Source organism: Micromonospora sp. B9E7 (assembly GCF_039871815.1).
GTDB lineage: Bacteria > Actinomycetota > Actinomycetes > Mycobacteriales > Micromonosporaceae > Micromonospora.
The window spans coordinates 185,623-204,117 of sequence record NZ_JBDPLX010000010.1; the positions used below are offsets into that span (position 1 = coordinate 185,623).

General features: G+C 71.1%; 15 protein-coding genes and 1 riboswitch. Of the genes, 10 read left to right on the forward strand and 5 right to left on the reverse strand.

What is annotated here, in order from left to right; genetic code table 11:
• Positions 1-162 precede the first annotated feature (162 nt).
• Complete coding sequence (locus ABGB10_RS18670) at positions 163-3,027, forward strand: alpha/beta fold hydrolase (RefSeq protein WP_347662112.1); 2,865 nt, start codon at positions 163-165, stop codon at positions 3,025-3,027.
• Positions 3,027-3,890 (forward strand): ABC transporter permease subunit, encoded by an 864-nt coding sequence (locus ABGB10_RS18675; RefSeq protein ID WP_347662113.1) that lies wholly within the window; start codon positions 3,027-3,029, stop codon positions 3,888-3,890. Before ABGB10_RS18670 ends, ABGB10_RS18675 begins: the two co-directional genes overlap by 1 nt.
• A 9-nt stretch (positions 3,891-3,899) precedes the next feature.
• Here the strand turns inward: ABGB10_RS18675 and ABGB10_RS18680 are convergent, their stop codons facing one another.
• On the reverse strand, positions 3,900-4,580 hold the full coding sequence (locus ABGB10_RS18680; RefSeq protein WP_347662114.1) for a DUF4232 domain-containing protein: 681 nt from the start codon (positions 4,578-4,580) through the stop codon (positions 3,900-3,902).
• 530 nt (positions 4,581-5,110) lie between these two features.
• On the opposite strand from ABGB10_RS18680, the gene ABGB10_RS18685 reads away from it, so the two are divergent.
• On the forward strand, positions 5,111-5,560 hold the full coding sequence (locus ABGB10_RS18685) for a DoxX family protein (RefSeq protein WP_347662115.1): 450 nt from the start codon (positions 5,111-5,113) through the stop codon (positions 5,558-5,560).
• A gap of 150 nt (positions 5,561-5,710) precedes the next feature.
• Here the strand turns inward: ABGB10_RS18685 and ABGB10_RS18690 are convergent, their stop codons facing one another.
• On the reverse strand, positions 5,711-6,016 hold the full coding sequence (locus ABGB10_RS18690) for a helix-turn-helix transcriptional regulator (protein WP_347662116.1): 306 nt from the start codon (positions 6,014-6,016) through the stop codon (positions 5,711-5,713).
• Positions 6,017-6,107: 91 nt separating this feature from the next.
• Here ABGB10_RS18690 and ABGB10_RS18695 point away from each other — a divergent pair, with 91 nt between their 5' ends.
• From ABGB10_RS18695 to ABGB10_RS18705, 3 genes are all read left to right on the forward strand, one after another.
• Complete coding sequence (locus ABGB10_RS18695) at positions 6,108-7,076, forward strand: DMT family transporter (RefSeq protein ID WP_347662117.1); 969 nt, start codon at positions 6,108-6,110, stop codon at positions 7,074-7,076.
• Positions 7,077-7,144: 68 nt separating this feature from the next.
• A riboswitch (SAM riboswitch) is annotated at positions 7,145-7,280 on the forward strand.
• A gap of 10 nt (positions 7,281-7,290) precedes the next feature.
• Positions 7,291-8,577 (forward strand): threonine synthase, encoded by a 1,287-nt coding sequence (gene thrC, locus ABGB10_RS18700; protein ID WP_347662118.1) that lies wholly within the window; start codon positions 7,291-7,293, stop codon positions 8,575-8,577.
• 253 nt (positions 8,578-8,830) lie between these two features.
• Complete coding sequence (locus ABGB10_RS18705; RefSeq protein WP_347662119.1) at positions 8,831-9,850, forward strand: GNAT family N-acetyltransferase; 1,020 nt, start codon at positions 8,831-8,833, stop codon at positions 9,848-9,850.
• 9 nt (positions 9,851-9,859) lie between these two features.
• On the opposite strand, the gene ABGB10_RS18710 is transcribed toward ABGB10_RS18705, so the two are convergent.
• Positions 9,860-12,052 carry a hypothetical protein gene (locus tag ABGB10_RS18710; RefSeq protein ID WP_347662120.1) on the reverse strand — a complete coding sequence of 731 codons (2,193 nt, stop codon included), beginning with the start codon at positions 12,050-12,052 and terminating at the stop codon, positions 9,860-9,862.
• Positions 12,053-12,160: 108 nt separating this feature from the next.
• Between ABGB10_RS18710 and paaN the strand changes: the two genes are divergently transcribed.
• Positions 12,161-13,834, forward strand: a complete 1,674-nt coding sequence (gene paaN, locus ABGB10_RS18715; RefSeq protein ID WP_347662121.1) for a phenylacetic acid degradation protein PaaN — start codon at positions 12,161-12,163, stop codon at positions 13,832-13,834.
• 87 nt (positions 13,835-13,921) lie between these two features.
• Here the strand turns inward: paaN and ABGB10_RS18720 are convergent, their stop codons facing one another.
• The gene (locus ABGB10_RS18720; protein WP_347662122.1) at positions 13,922-14,455 is read right to left on the reverse strand and encodes a GNAT family N-acetyltransferase; all 534 of its coding nucleotides are present in this window, start codon (positions 14,453-14,455) and stop codon (positions 13,922-13,924) included.
• 308 nt (positions 14,456-14,763) lie between these two features.
• On the opposite strand from ABGB10_RS18720, the gene ABGB10_RS18725 reads away from it, so the two are divergent.
• From ABGB10_RS18725 to groL, 3 genes are all read left to right on the forward strand, one after another.
• Positions 14,764-14,967: a cold-shock protein gene (locus ABGB10_RS18725; protein ID WP_278141939.1), complete on the forward strand. Its 204-nt coding sequence runs from the start codon at positions 14,764-14,766 to the stop codon at positions 14,965-14,967.
• 95 nt (positions 14,968-15,062) lie between these two features.
• Positions 15,063-16,259, forward strand: coding sequence for a hypothetical protein (locus tag ABGB10_RS18730; protein ID WP_347662123.1), 1,197 nt, complete (start codon positions 15,063-15,065; stop codon positions 16,257-16,259).
• Between the two features lie 272 nt (positions 16,260-16,531).
• Complete coding sequence (gene groL, locus ABGB10_RS18735) at positions 16,532-18,154, forward strand: chaperonin GroEL (protein WP_145778699.1); 1,623 nt, start codon at positions 16,532-16,534, stop codon at positions 18,152-18,154.
• A 56-nt stretch (positions 18,155-18,210) separates the two neighbouring features.
• On the opposite strand, the gene ABGB10_RS18740 is transcribed toward groL, so the two are convergent.
• The gene (locus ABGB10_RS18740) at positions 18,211-18,459 is read right to left on the reverse strand and encodes a hypothetical protein (RefSeq protein WP_347662124.1); all 249 of its coding nucleotides are present in this window, start codon (positions 18,457-18,459) and stop codon (positions 18,211-18,213) included.
• Positions 18,460-18,495 lie beyond the last annotated feature (36 nt).

The window sequence follows — 18,495 nt, forward strand, 5'->3', positions numbered from 1 at the left end:
ATATCCGGGAAAAGATCGGAATTCACGGAATCCGAAGTCAACTCACTGGGCCGCGCCGGACGTTGCGCGCTCGCACCCCCACCCGCCACCGATCGGGGCAACCGGACGGACGTACGGCGGATCTCAGCCAACGCTCAGGCTGTGGGCCGTACCGTGTGCCGCATGACACCGCCGTCGCCGGCCGCGTGGTTCCGGCGTGCCCTGCCCACCCGCCGTCGCGCGATCGCCGCCGCAGCGGTCGTCGTGCTCCTGGCCGCCGCCGTGACCTGGGCGGTGTGGCCGCGGGGATCGGGCGTCCGCACCGAGAGCGCGATGCTCACCGTCCGCTCCGGACCGGCCGGCGACCAGCCGGTGAACCTGGACACGACCTTCTACCTGCCGGACGACGCGTCGTCGGGTCGGAAGGTGCCGGCGGTGCTGTTGGCGCACGGGTTCGGCGGCACGAAGGAGTCGGTGCGCTCCGACGCGGAGGAGTTCGCCGGGCGCGGCTACGCCGTGCTCACCTGGACCGCGCGCGGCTTCGGCCGCAGCGGCGGCGAGATCCACCTGGACAACCCGGACTACGAGGTGCGCGACGCCCAGCGGCTGCTGGACTGGTTGGCAGCTCGGCCGGAGGTGCGTACCAACGCCGCCGGTGACCCGCAGGTCGGTGTGGTCGGCGGCTCGTACGGCGGTGGGCTGGCGCTGCTGCTGGCCGCCCAGGACAGCCGGGTCGACGCGATCGTTCCGATGATCACTTGGAACGACCTGTCCCGGGCCTTCCTGCCGGAGAGCACCGGAGGGGCACCGACCGAGGGCGTGTTCAAGAAGGGTTGGGCCGGCCTCTTCTTCGGTGGTGGGGGCAACGTGGGCTCCGGGCCGGCCGGGCTCTCCGGCGCGACCGCCGCCGCGCCGCAGGGCGCACCGGCGTCGGCCGGCCCGCCCAGCCCCGGGCCGGGCGCGGGCCCGGGTAACGGTCCCGGTGGTGTCCCGACCGGTGCCGCCGACCCGTCCTGTGGTCGCTTCGCCGCCGACGTGTGCGCCGCGTACCTGCGCATCGCCACCACCGGCCGAGCCGACCAGGCCGCCGTCGACCTGCTGCGCCGGTCCAGCCCGGCCGGTGTGCTGGACCGGATCAAGGCGCCCACCCTGCTGGTGCAGGGCGAGGCGGACACGCTCTTCCCCCTCGGTGAGGCGGACGCGAACGCGAAGGGCATCGCCGCCGCCGGAACGCCGGTACGGGTCGCCTGGTTCACCGGTGGACACGACGGCGGCAGTGGACCCCGCTCGGACGAGGACCGGGTGAAGTTCCTGACCGTCCAGTGGCTCGACCACTACGTCAAGGGCGAGGGCGACGCGCCCGGCGACGACTTCACCTGGTCCCGGATCGCTGGGTTCGACGCACTCGACCGGGGCCTCGTGGCCACCGCCTTCCGCCGGGCCGACTACCCGGGCCTGGCCGGCAACGCCCGCCGGGAGATCCCGGTCGCCGGTCCGGCCCAGCCGGTCGCGAACCCGCCCAACGGCAACCCGGCCGCCATCTCCTCGATTCCGTTCGCGGGAGGTCTCGCCTCGCTGCTGGACGGTGTGGCCGGCGACGTGCCCGGCCAGCACGCCCGGTTCGAGTCGGCACCGCTGAGCGAGGCGGTGGACATCGCCGGGGCCCCCACCGTCACCGTGCGGGCCGCGTCGCCGACCGGCGAGGCTGTGCTCTTCGTCAAGCTCTACGACGTCGACCCGGACGGCGCGGCCACCCTGCCGAACGGGCTGGTCGCCCCGATCCGGCTCACCGGCCTGCCGCAGCAGGTGCAGGAGGCCCGGCCGGTCACCGTGACGCTCCCGGGGATCGTCCACCGGGTCGAGGCCGGGCACCGGCTGCGCGTGGTGGTGGCCACCTCCGACCAGGCGTACACCACTCCCGCGCAACCGACCGTCTACACGGTGGCGGCGGACGGCGCGGTCACCCTGCCCACGGTCGACGGCGAGCCGATCCCCACCGCCGCGACGCTCTGGCGCTGGGTGCTCGCCGGCCTGCTCGCGGCCATCGCGATCGGGCTCGTCGTGGTCGTCGCCGTGGTCCGCCGCCGACACCGCCGCCAGGACCGCTCCGTGCATCCGGAGTACGCGGACACCCCGCTGGCCGTGCGCGCACTGCGCAAGGAGTACGCGGACGGGTTCGTCGCGGTGTCGAACGTGGACTTCGAGGTGCACCCGGGTCAGGTGGTGGGTCTGCTCGGGCCGAACGGTGCCGGTAAGACCACCACGCTGCGGGTGTTGATGGGGCTGACCCAGCCGACCGCCGGGGAGATCTACGTCTTCGGTCGCCGGCTGGTGCCCGGCTCGCCGGTGCTGTCGAGGATCGGCGCGCTGGTGGAGGGGCCCGGTTTCCTGCCGCACCTGTCGGGTCTGGAGAACCTGAAGGCGTACTGGCGAGCCACCGGACGGCCGTGGGACGACGCGCAGTTCGACGCGGCGCTGGAGATCGCCGGGCTGGGCGACTCGGTGCACCGGAAGATCAAGAACTACAGCCACGGGATGCGCCAGCGCCTGGCCATCGCCCAGGCCATGCTCGGCCTCCCCGAGTTGCTGGTGCTGGACGAGCCGACCGACGGGCTCGACCCGCCGCAGATCGCCGAGATGCGCCGGGTGCTCCAGCGCTATGCCACGGACGGGCGCGCGGTGCTGGTCTCCAGCCACCTGTTGGCCGAGGTCGAGCAGACCTGCACCCACGCGGTGGTGGTGAACAAGGGACGGATCGTGGCGTCCGGGCCGGTGGAGGAGATCGTGGGCGAGTCGCCGAGCGTGCTGTTCGACGTCAGCGACCGGGTGGCGGCGCGGGCGGTGCTGGACCGGCTGCACGGTGTCCGGGTCCTGCCGGAGAGCGACGGCCAGTTGGTGGTCGACACCAACGGCACGGCCCGCAGCGAGGTGGTGGCCGAGCTGGTGCGTGCCGGCATCGGGGTGGACCGGGTGGTGCCCCGGCGCCGCCTGGAGGACGCGTTCCTCGCCCTGGTGGGCGAGAACTCTCGGGGAAGCGGTGACCGGTGATGGTTGTTTCCGACGCGGGTGAGGCCCGCGGTTACCGGCCGTCGGCCACCATGCCCTTCGCGGCGGAGTTCCGGCGGCAGGCGTCCCGGCGGCGAACCCAGTTGGCGCTCGGCTTCATGGTGCTGCTGCCGCTGATCATCCTGATCGCCTTCCAGTTCGACTCGGGAGACGACGACAACGGTCGCAACGAGTTCTCCAGCCTGGTCGAGTTGGCCACCTCGGGTGGCCTCAACTTCACCCTGTTCTCGATCTTCGTGTCGGCGTCGTTCCTGCTGGTGGTCGTCGTCGCGCTGTTCTGCGGGGACACGGTGGCCAGCGAGGCGAGCTGGGGGAGCCTGCGTTACCTGCTGGCGATCCCGGTACCCCGGGCCCGGTTGCTGACGGTGAAGCTGGTGGTCGCGCTCGCGTACTCGGGACTGGCCCTGCTGTTGTTGGCCGGCACCGCGCTGCTGGCCGGGACCCTGCGTTACGGCTGGTCGCCGCTGCGCAGCACGGTCGCCGCCGAGCTGGAACCCACCGAGGGGCTGCTCCGGTTGCTGGCGGTGCTCGGCTACCTGGCGGTCGTACTGCTGGTGGTGGCCGGGCTGGCGTTCCTGCTGTCGGTGACCACGGACGCCGCGTTGGGCGCGGTGGGTGGTGCGGTGTTGCTGTGGATCCTGTCCAGCATCCTGGACCAGATCACCGCCCTGGGCGCGGTACGCGACTTCCTGCCCACGCACTTCAGCACCGCCTGGCTGGGACTGCTGTCGACCCCGGTGCAGACCGACGACGTGGTACGCGGCTGCGTCTCGGCGATCAGCTACGCGACGCTGTTCTGGGGGTTGGCGTTCTGGCGCTTCACCCGCAAGGACATCACGTCGTAGCCGCTGGTCTCACAGCCGACTGTCCGGCGGGCTCACCGACGACGGCACCGCGCTCGGCACCGGCGGCGGGGCCGGGCGCGTCGGCACCGGCGTGGACGGGTCGGCCTTCTTCCAGGCGCTGACGCCGATCCGGCCGGTGTTGCCGAGGTCGACCGGCCCGTCCGGGTCGACCTCGGCGGCCGGCTGCCCGGCAGCCGGCGCGACCGTCAGGTACTTCCCGTTCGTCGCGACCACCGTCGAGTCGGTGACGAGGTTGCGCCAGAGCACCACGGCGGTGGCCCGCTCGGCGGGGGCGAGGGTGACCGGCCGGGGTGGCTGGTCGAAGCCCGAGGTGATCTCCTTGGCGCCGTTGACCACGCGCAGCATGATCGGCTCGCGCTGCTCGTCGAACACGTGCAGGATCGGGTACCCGTCGAGCTGGTAGGGACGGTCGCCGCAGTTGACCAGCTCCAGGCCGAGGGCGCGTAGGCCCATCGCGGCGTCCCCGCCGGTGGACCGGATCCGAACCCCGGAAGCCGGGCAGGACGGCAGCGCGTCGACACTCACCGACGGGCTCGGTGCGATCGGCTGCCGACGTGGACCGTCCCCGCCCTGGCCCCGATGGTCGCCGGGAGTGCAGGCGCTGAGCGCGAGAGGCACCGCGACCGCTGCGCTGATCCGTCGCCATGCCGGGCTGTTGCGGGAGATCATCAAGCGATCCTCACCCACGCGGGCGTTCCGCCACCGCCCGGCCCCCGGATCTCCTCGGCCCAGCCCCTCGGCCGACCTGGCGTCCGCCGGTCGAGGCCTGTAGAGCTGCCCCATATTCGGGGCGGCCCGCCCGCCCGCCCGTCGCGCCGCGCCGTGCCGTGCCGCGCCGCGCCGCGCGATCGTGCTCGATCCCGGATCCAGTGGCGTCGGGCGGGCTGGGACACCACTACTTCCACGTTCGAGCGTGACCTTGGCGGGAGAGGGCTGTCGAAGCTGGCGCCCGTGAGGCTGCGCGGCAGACCATACCCACAGTATGGGAGCGTGCCCATGGCGCGTGATTCTGCCGTTTTTTGGATGCCTTCCCAGGTCACGGACCCGGAGATGCGGCTCGGGCATCGAGAGTGCTCGACGCGGCCTGGTCGACACCGGTACATTCCGACCGGGGACTTTCCCATTAACAAGGAATTTATAAACTTCGATAGTTTCATGCCTCACATTGAAGAGATCCGTTTCCTTCGATGGAGGTTTCCATGAACGTCTCTCGGCTCGGCGGGCCGACCCTGTCCCTGTTCCGCATCGTGATCGGCCTGCTGTTCACGTTGCATGGTCTGACCTCGGTCTTCGGGTTGTTCGGCGGCAACCCGATGACCGGCCAGGCGATACCGGTCGGCACCTGGCCAGGCTGGTGGGCCGCGCTGATCCAGCTGGTCTGCGGCGCCCTGGTGTTGGTCGGGCTGTTCACCCGACCCGCCGCGATCCTCGCGTCCGGCTCGATGGCGTACGCCTACTTCGTCGTGCACCAGCCGGATGATCTGCTGCCGCTGCACAACGGGGGCGAGCTGTCGGCCCTCTTCTGCTGGTCGTTCCTGCTGGTCGCCGCGCTCGGGTCCGGCCCATGGGCGCTCGACGCGCTGCTCTTCCGACGTCGCGCCGTCGCTCCGGCGTCCCCGGTGGCCGAGTCCAGCCCGGTGTCCGTCTGACCGCACCCGTGGCGCGCGTCGCCGGAGCTCGACGAGGTGGTTCCGGCGACGCGCGCGTGGGGGAACGGTCCGTCCGGTGATGCCGTGAACGATTCAGCTCGAAAGGATGTGCGGGAGACGTCGGCCCCCGCCGGGCGGGCGCGTCGGCGGTCAGGCCGGTGGGCGGGAGGTGAGGACCGCGTCCAGGAGGCCGGGGTAGAGCCGGTTCAGCTCGTCGCGGCGGAGCCGCACCAGGCGGCTGGTGCCGGCGGCGCGGGTGCGGGTCAGGCCGGCTTCGCGCAGCACCTTCAGGTGGTGGCTGCGAGTCGCCTTGGAGACGCCGAAGTCGAAGCTTCCGCAGGCGGCCTCGCCGCCCTCGGCGAGCGCCCGGACGATCTGTAGCCGCACGTCGTCGGCGAGTGCGGCCAGCACGGCGGTGACCGGTACGGCGGTCAGGTCGGGTTCGTGCGGCTCCATGTGACCAGTGTAACCGTTGTTCGACAAAGGTCGAACAAGCTCCTAGGGTCGGTGTCGTTGGTTCGACGATACTCGAACATTGGAGCTGACGATGCGATCCCGCGCCGCCGCCTACCCGCTGCTCGCCGTGCTCGGTTGGGGCGTGATGTTCCCGGTCCTGGCCAGCGCGCTGACCCGGGTCGACCCACTCAACCTGACCACCGCCCGCTACCTGCTCGCCGCCGTCGTCCTGGTCGCCATCCTCCTGCTCCGCGAGGGTGCCGACGCGCTGCGGCCCGGTGCCCGAGCGGTCGAGGTGATGGTGCTCGGTGTGGTCGGCTTCGCCGGCTTCAACGTGCTCACCAACCTGGCGCTCGAACACGCCGCTCCGCAGCAGGTGGCGCTCTTCGTGGCCACCACCCCGGTGATCACCCAGCTGGTCCGTTGGGTCCGTGACGGCGTACGCCCGAAGCCGCTCCTGCTGGGCCTCTCCCTCGTGGCGCTCCTCGGCGTCGGCCTGGTGATCACGCGCGGAAGCCTGGCCGGACTCGGTCAGTTCGGTCTCGGCGGTCTGATGATGATCGGCGCGGTGCTCGGTTGGGGCATCTACACGCACGGCGCCAGCCGATTCGGTGCGTGGTCGCCACTGCGCTTCACCACGCTGACCGCGCTCGCCGGCACGGCCGCCATGCTGGCCGCGAGCATCGGCGCGGACGCCGTCGGCTGGCAGCACGCGCCGGCCGCCGCCGACCTCGTGGCGGTCACCCCACAGTTGACGTACGCCGTGATCGTGGGAGCTGTCATCGCGGTCCTGGCCTGGAACACCGGAGTGCAGCGACTCGGGGCCGCCAACGCCGCGCTGTTCATGAACCTGGTCCCGGTGACCACGTTCGCGGTGCAGATCGCCCGCGGCTACCGCCCGGAGCCCGTCGAACTGGTCGGCGCCGCCGTCACCATCGCCGCGCTGGTCGCCGCGAACCTGGCCAACCGCCCCCGGACCAGGGCCTCGTCGCTGCCCCGCGCGACCGCGGTCACCGACCCGATCGCGGTGACCGACCACGCGGCGGTGAGCGCCCGCTGACCCACTGGCTGGGATCGGCGGTAGCTAGGGCGGACAGCGTTGTCCTAGACTCGGCGGCACAACTGCATACCTCATCCAGAGGGGCTGAGGGATACGGCCCGACGACGCCCCGGCAACCACCCCGCGCGCTCACCGCTGAGCGACCCGCGGGGCAGGTGCCAATTCCGTCCCCGCCGCACCGTGCGATGCGGGGAAAGATGAGAGGACTCTCGACATGACGTCGACGCTCGCCGCCTCCGGCATCGACACCTCCGCCAGCCCCGCCCGCGCCCTGGTCTGCCGTGCCTGTTCGGCGCGCTACCCGCTCGCCGCGCAGCACGCCTGTTACGAGTGTTTCGGCCCGCTGGAGGTCGACTACGACACGGCCGCCCTGGCGACGGTCACCCGGGAGCAGATCGAGGCCGGGCCGAAGAACATCTGGCGGTACGCGGCACTGCTCCCCGCCGGTCAGGACCCGGCCACCCGGGTCACCCTCGACCCGGGGCTGACCCCGCTGGTGGCGGCCCCGCACCTCGCCGCCGAGCTGGGCATCACCGCGCCGCTCTGGGTCAAGGACGACAGCGCCAACCCCACCCACTCGTTCAAGGACCGGGTCGTCTCGGTGGCGCTCACCGCAGCCAGGGCGCTCGGCTTCACCCGGTTCGCCTGCGCGTCGACCGGTAACCTGGCCAACTCGGTGGCCGCCCACGCCGCCCGCGCCGGGGTGCCCTCGGTGGTCTTCATCCCCAGCGACCTGGAGCAGGGCAAGGTCATCACCACCGCCGTCTACGGCGGTGAGCTGGTCGCCATCGACGGCTCGTACGACGATGTCAACCGGCTCTGCGGCGAGCTGGTGGAGACCGACGAATTCGAGGACACCGCTTTCGTCAACGTGAACGTCCGGCCGTACTACGCGGAGGGCTCCAAGACCCTCGGCTACGAGGTGGCCGAGCAACTCGGCTGGCGGATCCCGGCCCAGGTGGTCATCCCGATGGCCAGTGGCGAGCTGCTCACCAAGATTGACAAGGCGTTCTCCGAGCTGGTGGAGATCGGCCTGGTCGAGGCGCCGGCCGGCGGCTGGAAGGTCTTCGGTGCGCAGTCCGCCGGCTGCAACCCGATCGCCACCGCGCTGCACGCCGAGACCGACACGATCATCCCGGTCAAGCCGACCGGGATCGCCAAGTCGCTCAACATCGGCGACCCGGCGGCCGGCCTGTACGCCCTGGAGGCGGTCCGCCGCACCGGCGGCTGGATGGAGTACGTCGACGACGACGAGATCCGTGCGGGCATCCGCGACCTGGCCCGCACCACAGGGGTCTTCGCCGAGACCGCGGGTGGGGTGACAGTGGCGGTGCTGCGCAAGCTTGTCGAGTCCGGCCGGCTCGACCCGACCGCCGAGACCGTCGTGTTCAACACCGGCGAGGGCCTGAAGACCATCGATGCGGTGGCCGGTCAGGTGGGTCCGACCCACCACATCAAGCCCTCGCTGCGCGCCGCCCGCGACGCCGGCCTCCTCGGCTGACCCCGGGGGTCGAGTCGATCAGCGGGTAACTGGGTTTTCGCTGTGAGTGTGGAAAACCCGCCGCTACGGACTTGACGGCAGGAACCGGACGGCGCAAGATGCTCCGTGCGGGAGGGCATTTCGCCGAAGACTTTTGAAGTTCTTGCGACCCAACGCCGGAGGCGTTGTGCGAGTGTCCCTCCCGACCACGTTCGATCAGGCCAGCGAGTAATTCGCTGGCCTGATCGCTTTTCCGGGGTGCACCCTCAGCGGCATGAGCATCACGATCGCGCCGTTCGACGGCGCCGACCGGACGTCGGTCGACGAGGCGTACCGGATCGGGGCGGCGACCAACGACGCCGATCTGTCGGACTTCCCGCCCTTCTGCCGGCGCCGCTTCGACGCGCTGTTCCACACCCCGATGCCCGGCACCCGGTCGCTCTGGGCGCTGGCCCGACTGGACGGCGTACCGGCCGGTTACCTCCAACTGGACCTGCCGCAGCTCGACAACACCGACAACGCCACCGCCGAGCTGCTGGTGCATCCCGAACTGCGGCGCCGAGGGGTGGGTCGGGCCCTGCACGAGTACGGGCTGCGCCTGCTCCGCGAACACGGCCGAAAGCGGGTCGTGGCGATGGCCGTCTCCGCGCTGCCCGGCGGGCCGGCCCGAAGCGTGGCGGGCGACGCGTTCGCCGCCGCGACCGGAGCCCAGCCCGCCCTCGCCGAGGTGCGTCGCCGACTCCACGTCGGCGAGATCGACCGGATCGCCCTGCGGGTGGCGCTCGCCGAGGCCCGACCGCGAGCCGAGGGCTACCACTCGGTCTGCTGGCAGGGGACGACCCCACCGGAGTACGTCGCCGACATCGCCTACCTCGACGGCCGGCTGTTGATGGACGCCCCCATGGGCGACGTGCAGTGGGAGCCGGAGCAGGTGGACGCCGAGCGCATCCGCGGCAACGAACGGGCACTCGACGCGCGGGGCCGGCGGCGCTACCACCTCGGGATGCGGCACGAGGCGTCCGGCCGGCTGGTCGCCTGGACGCTGCTGGACGTGGGCGCATCCGCCGACTGGCACGCGTTCCAGCAGATCACCATCGTCGACCCGGCCCACCGTGGGCACCGGCTCGGCCTCATCGCCAAGGCGGAGAACCTGCACCACCTGCTCACCCACGAACCAGCGGTACAGGTGATCGACACCTTCAACGCCTCCAGCAACAGCTACATGGTGGCGATCAACGAGCAGCTCGGCTTCCGCCCGGTGGACTCCTGGACCGACTGGCAGCTCACCCTCTGAACCGACCGTTCACTCGGCCGTCCGTTCCAGGCGCTCGACCAGCTCGCCGATCGCGGCGTGGAATTCGTCGTCGGGAGTGAACCGGTGGCCCTGCACCGGTGGGGGCACGGTGTCGGTCGGTGGGATGAGCAATCCCTTCGGATCCCGTACCCGACGGTCGACCCGGGCGGCCGGGTCGTCGGGTCCGTCGACGGACGGGACGAACACCGGTCCGCCCACCGCGTCGGTGTACCGCCACAGGTTGATCCACCGCCAGGCCAACCGGCTGCCGACCTCGCGCACCATCTCGTCGCTGACGTACGCCGGGAAGATCCGCCGGTAGCGGTTTCCGAGCGGGGAGCCGTAGGTGAGCAGGGCCACCCGCCGGCGGCAGTGGTCGGGCAGTTGGAGGACCGTCGCCGCCGCGAGCACGCTGCCGTGACTCTGCCCGGAGAGCACCACCGCGTTCCCGTCGGCGGTGAGCTGCCCGATCCGGCGGGTCAGCTCGGGGACGGCCCGTTCGACGTAGCACGGCGGGGCGAGTGGATGCGCGGCACGCGGCCAGAAGGTGGCCAGCTCCCAGAGCACCCCGACCAGCCGGATCGCGCCGGACCGGTAGGCGACCAGCCCCAGCACGGCGAGGATCGCGGCGAACAGCCCGACCAGCAGAGCGCCCAGGTCGGTCACGAAGATCACCGGACGGGCCAGCGGCTCACCGCCCAGCCGCAGAGCGAGCGCACCAGGGCCGGGACCGACCACCGAGAGCCCGGCCGCCGCGAGGGTGAGCAGTGCCAACACCACGTACGCCGTGGCCAGCTGCCCTCCGAGCCGATCCGTCAGCCGGGCGCGGACGATCGCGTCGCGGACGGCCCGAGCCCGCTCGGGGGCCGCCCGGGAGGCTTCCGGATAGTCCCGTCGCACCAGTTCCTCGGCCTCTCGGCGGCGACGATCCCGGCCGATCCGGGGTACGAGCAGTGCCGTCACGAGCACCAGGAGCACGGCGAGGGAGAAGCCGAGGGTGGCCCAGCGGAAGGCGATCGGCGGCGACAACGGTGGCGCCCCGGGCGGTAGCGGCCGGGCGGGCGTCGGGCTGGAACCACGGTCCAGATACTCGGCGAGCCCGTAGGTCAGGCCCGAGTCGTAGGCGACGCCCAGCCCGATCGCGACGGTTGTCAGCACCGGCGCACCCAGCCCGGCCAGCAGGAAGAGGGGCCGAGGAAGGGAACGGCGCTGCACCACGACCACCAGGCCGAGCATCGCGATCAGCACCACCTGCCCGGCGAACAGTCCGGCGGCCACCGTCCCGTACCCGGGCAAGGTTCCCTGGGCCGTCCACGGCGGCCGTGGCGCCAACGCGTAGCCCAGGGTCAGTACGGTGAGCGCGATGGCCGCCCAGCGGATGGTCCGCGAGCTCCACTGGTCCCGCTCTCCGCGCCGCTCTATCGCCGGCCGGCAGAGCAGCACCAGCGCGGCGGCGAGCAGCGCCACGTCCGCGGCCAGCAGCAGCCAGCCGGGCACTGTGGCGTCGTGCGGTGCCAGAGCCAGCAGCAGAGTGATGTTGAGCGTGCCCAGCGCCACCGCGACGTGAACCGAGCGCAGGCGGCGCAGCAGCGAGCGGGTGTCCCAGAAGGCGGGCGCGTCGAGCCGGTCCGCACCGACACCGGGCGCGTGGGCGCTGTCCTCGGGAAGTTGCCAGGTCCGGGCACCGAGGCGCCAGATCAGGACGATCGCGATGATCGGTGGTACGGCCAGCAGCGCGAGCCGCTGCCCGGGTGGCACGCCGCCCAGCCAGGAGATCTCCCGCCGCCCCTCCAGACACCTCGCGTAGGCAGCGCACTGCCAGGCGATCAGGTCGACTGACACCCCGACGGCGGAGAGGACGTACATCGAGGTCATCGTCGCGGCGAGCAGTCGGCACAGCGCCCGCGCGGCCTGGCCGCCGCGACCGGTGACCGGCAGCATCCAGACGGCGATGTTGCTGAGCATGAACGGTAGGAGCAGGACCAGGGAGAACGTCCGGGTGGCGGTGCCGCCGGTCAGCCGGCTCCAGCGGTACGCCTCAAGCGTCACCCCGTCGCGGTCCGTAGGGGCACCGTAGCCGGGCCGCGGCCGGTAGAAGCCGGCGTTGTCGTCTCCGGCGACCCGCGCGACGATCGGTCGGTCGAGGATCGCCTCGGGTCCCTTGTCGGCGACCCCGTGCACCCGGATCTCGGTGATCCTCACCCGCCGCCCTCCCTGGCCGAAGGCCCGCGGTTACCCGCTGCCGCCGTGCGCAACCCCGCGGCCATCGGCGCTTCTGCTCCGGAACCCGACTGCGGCATGATTGCGGGCATGACGGAGACCCCGCATCCCCTGTACGACAGGCACGCCGACACCCTCAACCGTGCGCTGACCGCGATCACGGAGCGGGGCTACTGGTCCGCCTACCCCGAATCCCCCAGCCCTCGGGTGTACGGCGAGACCGCCGCCGCCGACGGTAAGTCCGCCTTCGAGGCGTACCTCGGTGGTGACTTTCCGCTCGACCAGCCCGGCAGCGGCGACCGGGTCGCCACCGAGACGAGCCCGTTCGGGGTGGAGTTGGCGGTGCGGTACCCGCACGCCGGCCCCGGCGAGCTGATCAGCGCCGCCTCCGCCGCGCTGCCGGCGTGGCGCGACGCCGGCCCGCAGGCCCGGGTCGGCGTCTGCCTGGAGATCCTCGACCGGCTGCACAGGCACATCTTCGAGCTGGCGAACGCGGTGCAGTTCACCAGCGGGCAGGCGTTCGTGATGGCCTTCCAGGCCGGTGGCGCGCACGCGCTGGACCGGGCGCTGGAAGCGCTGGCGTACGCGTACGCCGAGATGACCCGGCACCCGGGCACGGCGGGCTGGGAGAAGGCCGCCGGCAAGGGTGACCCGCTGCGGATGACCAAGACGTTCCACGTGGTGCCGCGTGGGGTGGCGCTGGTGATCGGCTGCAACACCTTCCCGACCTGGAACTCGTACCCCGGCCTGTTCGCCTCGCTGGTCACCGGCAACCCGGTGATCGTCAAGCCGCACCCGCGCGCGGTGCTGCCGCTGGCCATCACCGTGAAGTACGCCCGGGAGGTGCTCGCCGAGGCCGGGTTCGACCCGAACCTGATCATGCTGGCGGCCGAAGCCCCCGGTGAGAAGCTCGCCAGCGACCTGGCCCTGCACCAGGCCGTCAAGATCGTCGACTTCACCGGTTCCACCGAGTACGGCGACTGGTTGGAGACGCACGCCCGGCAGGCGTCGGTCTACACCGAGAAGGCCGGTCTGAACACCGTCGTCATCGACTCCACCGACGACTTCGCCGGCTTGTGCCGCAATCTCGGCTTCACGCTGACCCTCTACAGCGGGCAGATGTGCACCACCTCGCAGAACATCCTCATCCCGGCCGGCGGCATCGAGACCGACCAGGGGCACAAGAGCTTCGACGAGGTGGCCGGCGGGATCGCTGCGGCGGTCGGCAAGCTCACCGCGGACCCGGCCCGAGGTGTGGAGCTGACCGGCGCCATCGTCAACGACGGGGTGCTGGAGCGGCTGGCCGAGGTCACCAAGGTCGGCGAGCCGGTGCTGGAGTCGCGGGCTGTGGACCACCCGGCGTACGCCGACGCGGTGGTGCGTACCCCGACGATCGTGAAGCTGACCGCGGACGACGCGGAGACGTACGGCCGGGAGTGGTTCGGGCCGATCTCGTTCGCCATCGCCACCGACTCCACCGCGCACAGCCTGGAGCTGCTGCGTCGCACGGTCGGCGAGAAGGGCGCGCTCACCGCCGGGGTCTACTCCACCGACGAGTCGGTGCTGGACGCCACCGAGGCGGTGGCGGTCGAGGTCGGGGTGCACCTGTCCTGCAACCTCACCGGCGGGGTCTTCGTGAACCAGTCGGCCGCGTTCTCCGACTTCCACGGCAGTGGCGCCAACGCGGCAGCCAACTCGGCGCTGACCGACGGGGCCTACGTAGCCAACCGCTTCCGGATCGTCCAGTCCCGACGCCCGGCCTGACGCCGAGGTGATCAAGAGGTTTGCGTCAGGGCGAACGCGATTCCTGACGCAAACCTCTTGATCACGGGTCGCCGACCGGAGGGCGGCTCAGGCCGGGCGGCGCATCTGCAGCTCCGTCAGGGCGGGAATGTTCGGGTGGGGGACTCGTACGCCGGTGTCCTCGAAGCCGAGCCGTTGGTAGGCGCGGTAGGCCCGGTCGTTGCCCACCACGACCTCCAGCAGCAGTTCCGGTCGGCCGCAGGCCCGCGACCAGGCGGCCACGCCGTCGATCAGTTCGCCGAGCAGGCCGCTGCCCCGCCAGGCGGGCGTGACGTACACGGCGTAGATCACGGTAAGCCCTGCCTCGGTCGGGGCGGTGGTCCCTCCGGCGTGCCCGACCAGCCGCCCGCCGCCCGGGTCCGCGACGAACTGCGCGTTGTTCGGGCCGGCTGAGGTGTAGGCGACCCGCGCCGCGTACTCGTTGTGCGGTCGGGCTGCCGCCTCCGCGATCGTCTCCAGGAAGGCCAACGGTGCGTCGGCGAGCATCTCCAGCCGCAGCGCCCGCATCCGGGCGGCGTCCATCGGTCTGACTCGGCGGATCTCCGCCTGTCGCAGGCCGGGCGAGCCCGTGTCGGTGGTCATGTCCGCATGCCTATCACAGGGACGAACCCGGTTCTGGCCGCGCCTCTCCGACAGCCGGTAGCCCAGCGGCCCTCACCGTGATCCACCACCATGGATCGACGGGTCGGAAAACGGGTCCACGGAGGTGATCGGGCCGCATTGAAGTATGCCCGATTTGTGGTCGTGCACGGCTGTCACTCCTCGTGTAGCGTGCGATTTCGGTCACCGCTTTCAATGGCCGTCATCGATTGCTGAGGCGGTGCTCCGATGGCGTCCGGCTGTGCCGTGCGCCGGGTTGGCAACGCCGCGCACAGTGAGGAAGTGGCACCGTGGCACAGGGTTCCGTGAAGTGGTTCAACGCCGAAAAGGGTTACGGCTTCATCGCCGTCGACGGCGGTCAGGACGTGTTCGTCCACTTCTCCGCGATCGAGATGGACGGCTACAAGGCGTTGGAGGACGGTCAGCGGGTGGAGTTCGAGATCGCGCAGGGCCAGAAGGGCCCGCAGGCGGAGCGCGTACGCGTGATCGGCTGAATCTCCCGCACCGAACGGCCCGCGCGTCGGGGCTGCGGCACGGGCGTGCAACCGGGAAGATCGTGAACCGTTCCAGCCAATGCTGAGGAGCGTTCATGACCGACCAGCCACCCTCGTCCACCCCACCCTCCGGGCCGGGTGAGCCGGGCCCATCCGACCCGCCCCAGAGCCAACCCGGCCCCGCCGGTCCGCCGCCGGGTGCGGAGCCAGGCGTACCGCCGGTCGGTCCGCCGCCAGGGTGGGGCTCCACGCAGGGTGCCTGGGGTACGGGTGGTCCGCCGCCGGGTGGCGACCCCGCCCAGGGTGCCTGGGGTGCGGGTGGTCCGCCGCCACAGGGCTGGGTGTTTCCGCCCACCGGGGGCTACCCGCCCGGGGCGGGTCCCTATGGTGGGCAGCCCTGGTATCCAGGGCCGCCGGGTGGGTGGTACCCGCCCGGTTACGGGTTCGACCCGAACGATCCCCTGGTCACGCCGCCCGGTGCCGGCATCGGCGGCTGGTTCAACAGGTGCGGGGGAGCGCTGCGCCGGGGCTGGCGGCAGTTGGTGCCCATCATGCTGCTCACCCAGGTGTTGCCCGCGGCGGTGCTGTCGGTGATCTCTCTCGGGCTGGACCCGTCGGCGAATTGGGCTGTCGATGCCGAGACGAATCCGACCGCCGCGCTGCCGGACAACTTCGTCGCCGACCTGGTGGGCCTCCTGGCCGTGCTGGTCGGCGGGAGCCTGGTGATCGGCCTGGTGCAGGCCGTCGGGTGGGCCGCCGGCAGTTGGGTGATCACCCGGCAGGCCGTCGGTCAACCGGCCAGCCTCGACTCCGCGCTGCGCTACGGCCTCCGTCGGGCGCTCGGGCTGTGGGGCTGGACCCTGCTGGTCAGTCTGCTCATCGGCATCGGTTTCTGCTTCTGCGTACTGCCGGGCATCTACCTGGCGTTCGCGCTGAGCATGGCCGGCCCGGTGTACCTCTTCGAGCGCCACAACCCGATCGGCCGGTCGTTCCGGATGTTCCACGACCGGCTCGGCCTGCTGCTCGGTCGGGTGGCCCTGGTGGCCCTCGCGGTGATCGTGGTCAGTTTTGTCGCCAGCGCTCTGGAAGGGGTCGGCACCTCCGCATTCGGTACGGATCCCTTCGCTTCGGCGGGCACCGCGATCGGCGCGGTGGTGGTGATCGGGGTCACCGCGGTGCTGGCCCTGCCGGCTCACCTCGCCCAGATGATCGGTCTGTTGCTGACGTACACCGAGCAGCGCGCCCATGAGGCGCCGGTGAACGCTGCCGGACTGGCTGCGGAACTCGGCTGAGCGGCCTCATCGTGCTTGCACTCGGCAGGGGAGAGTGCTAAACAAGTCATTGGCACTCGCATACCGTGAGTGCCAATGGTCGGGACGGTGGGGCCAGGTTGCACCGGCGTGGAGACGCCGGGGCGGCACATGGCCGGTCGTCGCGGGCTATCCGGCCCGGCCGAAGGACGTCGTCGTCGCCAGGTGGCGACGTCCCAAGGTGCGTACACCAGGCGGCCCATCCGAGGCACACATCTCGGGTGGCCCGTGAGTGTCCAGGAGGACAACGCCGTATGGCCAAGATGATCGCGTTCGACGAAGAGGCGCGCCGCGGCCTCGAGCGGGGCATGAACCAGCTCGCCGACGCCGTGAAGGTGACGCTCGGCCCCAAGGGCCGCAACGTCGTGCTCGAGAAGAAGTGGGGTGCCCCCACCATCACCAACGATGGTGTGAGCATCGCCAAGGAGATCGAGCTCGAGGACCCGTACGAGAAGATCGGCGCTGAGCTGGTCAAGGAGGTCGCCAAGAAGACCGACGACGTTGCCGGTGACGGCACGACGACGGCGACCGTCCTGGCCCAGGCCCTGGTTCGCGAGGGCCTGCGCAACGTGGCCGCCGGCGCCAACCCGATGGCCCTGAAGCGGGGCATCGAGGCCGCGGTCGCGAGCGTCTCGGAGGAGCTGTCCAAGCTCGCCAAGGACGTCGAGACCAAGGAGCAGATCGCCTCCACCGCCTCCATCTCCGCTGGCGACAGCACCGTCGGCGAGATCATCGCCGAGGCGATGGACAAGGTCGGCAAGGAAGGCGTCATCACCGTCGAGGAGAGCAACACCTTCGGGCTGGAGCTGGAGCTCACCGAGGGTATGCGCTTCGACAAGGGCTACATCTCGGCCTACTTCATGACCGACCCGGAGCGTATGGAGGCCGTCTTCGACGACCCGTACATCCTGATCGCCAACAGCAAGATCTCGTCGGTGAAGGACCTGCTCCCGATCCTGGAGAAGGTCATGCAGTCGGGCAAGCCGCTGCTGATCATCGCCGAGGACCTGGAGGGCGAGGCTCTCGCCACCCTGGTGGTCAACAAGGTCCGTGGCACCTTCAAGTCGGTCGCCGTCAAGGCGCCGGGCTTCGGTGACCGCCGCAAGGCCATGCTGACCGACATCGCCATCCTCGCCGGTGGCCAGGTCATCAGCGAGGAGGTCGGCCTCAAGCTCGACGCCGCCAGCCTCGACATGCTGGGCCGCGCCCGCAAGGTCGTGGTGACCAAGGACGAGACCACCATCGTCGACGGTGCCGGTGACGCCGAGCAGATCCAGGGCCGGGTCAACCAGATTCGGGCCGAGATCGACAAGAGCGACTCCGACTACGACCGGGAGAAGCTGCAGGAGCGGCTGGCCAAGCTGGCCGGCGGCGTTGCGGTCATCAAGGTCGGCGCGGCCACCGAGGTCGAGCTCAAGGAGCGCAAGCACCGCATCGAGGACGCCGTTCGCAACGCGAAGGCCGCCGTCGAGGAGGGCATCGTCCCGGGTGGTGGCGTCGCGCTGGTCCAGGCCGGCAAGACCGCCTTCGACAAGCTCGACCTGGTCGGCGACGAGGCGACCGGCGCGAACATCGTCAAGGTCGCGCTGGACGCCCCGCTGCGGCAGATCGCCGTCAACGCCGGCCTCGAGGGCGGCGTCGTGGTGGAGAAGGTCCGTAACCTCGAGTCGGGTCACGGCCTCAACGCCGCCAACGGTGAGTACGTCGACCTGCTGGCCGCGGGCATCATCGACCCGGCCAAGGTGACGCGCTCCGCGCTGCAGAACGCCGCTTCCATCGCGGCGCTGTTCCTCACCACCGAGGCCGTTGTCGCGGACAAGCCGGAGAAGACCCCGGCTGCCCCGGCTGGCCCGGGTGGCGGGGACATGGACTTCTGAGTCCAGTTCCGACACCGAACGGGGCGGGCCGCTGACGCGGTCCGCCCCGTTCGTCGTCAGGTCGGTAGTGGGCGCTGGTTGCGCCGTTTCTGCGCCCGGTCGTACGGCGGAAGCAGTTGGATCGGGGCGTCCACCATCTCGCGCGACTCCTCGACCGTCGACGGCTCCCCGTCGGTGGTCATCTCGGCGAGTTGCTCGGCATCGCCGTAGTCGAGCCGGTCGAACGGCAGTTGGCCGGGGAGTTCACCGACCGGCTTCCAGGTGATCGGCGGGCCGTCCTCGGTCTGGTCGTCATCCGTGGTCATGGCTGCCTCCTCTACCGAAACGGTAAAGGGCGTCGA

Coding starts and splice junctions, on each gene's coding strand:
- ABGB10_RS18670 (WP_347662112.1), top strand. CDS start 163: ATGACACCGCCGTCGCCGGCCGCGTGGTTCCGGCGTGCCCTGCCCACC.
- groL (WP_145778699.1), top strand. CDS start 16,532: ATGGCCAAGATGATCGCGTTCGACGAAGAGGCGCGCCGCGGCCTCGAG.
- ABGB10_RS18695 (WP_347662117.1), top strand. CDS start 6,108: ATGCGATCCCGCGCCGCCGCCTACCCGCTGCTCGCCGTGCTCGGTTGG.
- ABGB10_RS18680 (WP_347662114.1), bottom strand. CDS start 4,580: ATGATCTCCCGCAACAGCCCGGCATGGCGACGGATCAGCGCAGCGGTC.
- paaN (WP_347662121.1), top strand. CDS start 12,161: ATGACGGAGACCCCGCATCCCCTGTACGACAGGCACGCCGACACCCTC.
- ABGB10_RS18720 (WP_347662122.1), bottom strand. CDS start 14,455: ATGACCACCGACACGGGCTCGCCCGGCCTGCGACAGGCGGAGATCCGC.
- ABGB10_RS18690 (WP_347662116.1), bottom strand. CDS start 6,016: ATGGAGCCGCACGAACCCGACCTGACCGCCGTACCGGTCACCGCCGTG.
- ABGB10_RS18705 (WP_347662119.1), top strand. CDS start 8,831: ATGAGCATCACGATCGCGCCGTTCGACGGCGCCGACCGGACGTCGGTC.
- ABGB10_RS18740 (WP_347662124.1), bottom strand. CDS start 18,459: ATGACCACGGATGACGACCAGACCGAGGACGGCCCGCCGATCACCTGG.
- ABGB10_RS18675 (WP_347662113.1), top strand. CDS start 3,027: ATGGTTGTTTCCGACGCGGGTGAGGCCCGCGGTTACCGGCCGTCGGCC.
- thrC (WP_347662118.1), top strand. CDS start 7,291: ATGACGTCGACGCTCGCCGCCTCCGGCATCGACACCTCCGCCAGCCCC.
- ABGB10_RS18685 (WP_347662115.1), top strand. CDS start 5,111: ATGAACGTCTCTCGGCTCGGCGGGCCGACCCTGTCCCTGTTCCGCATC.
- ABGB10_RS18730 (WP_347662123.1), top strand. CDS start 15,063: ATGACCGACCAGCCACCCTCGTCCACCCCACCCTCCGGGCCGGGTGAG.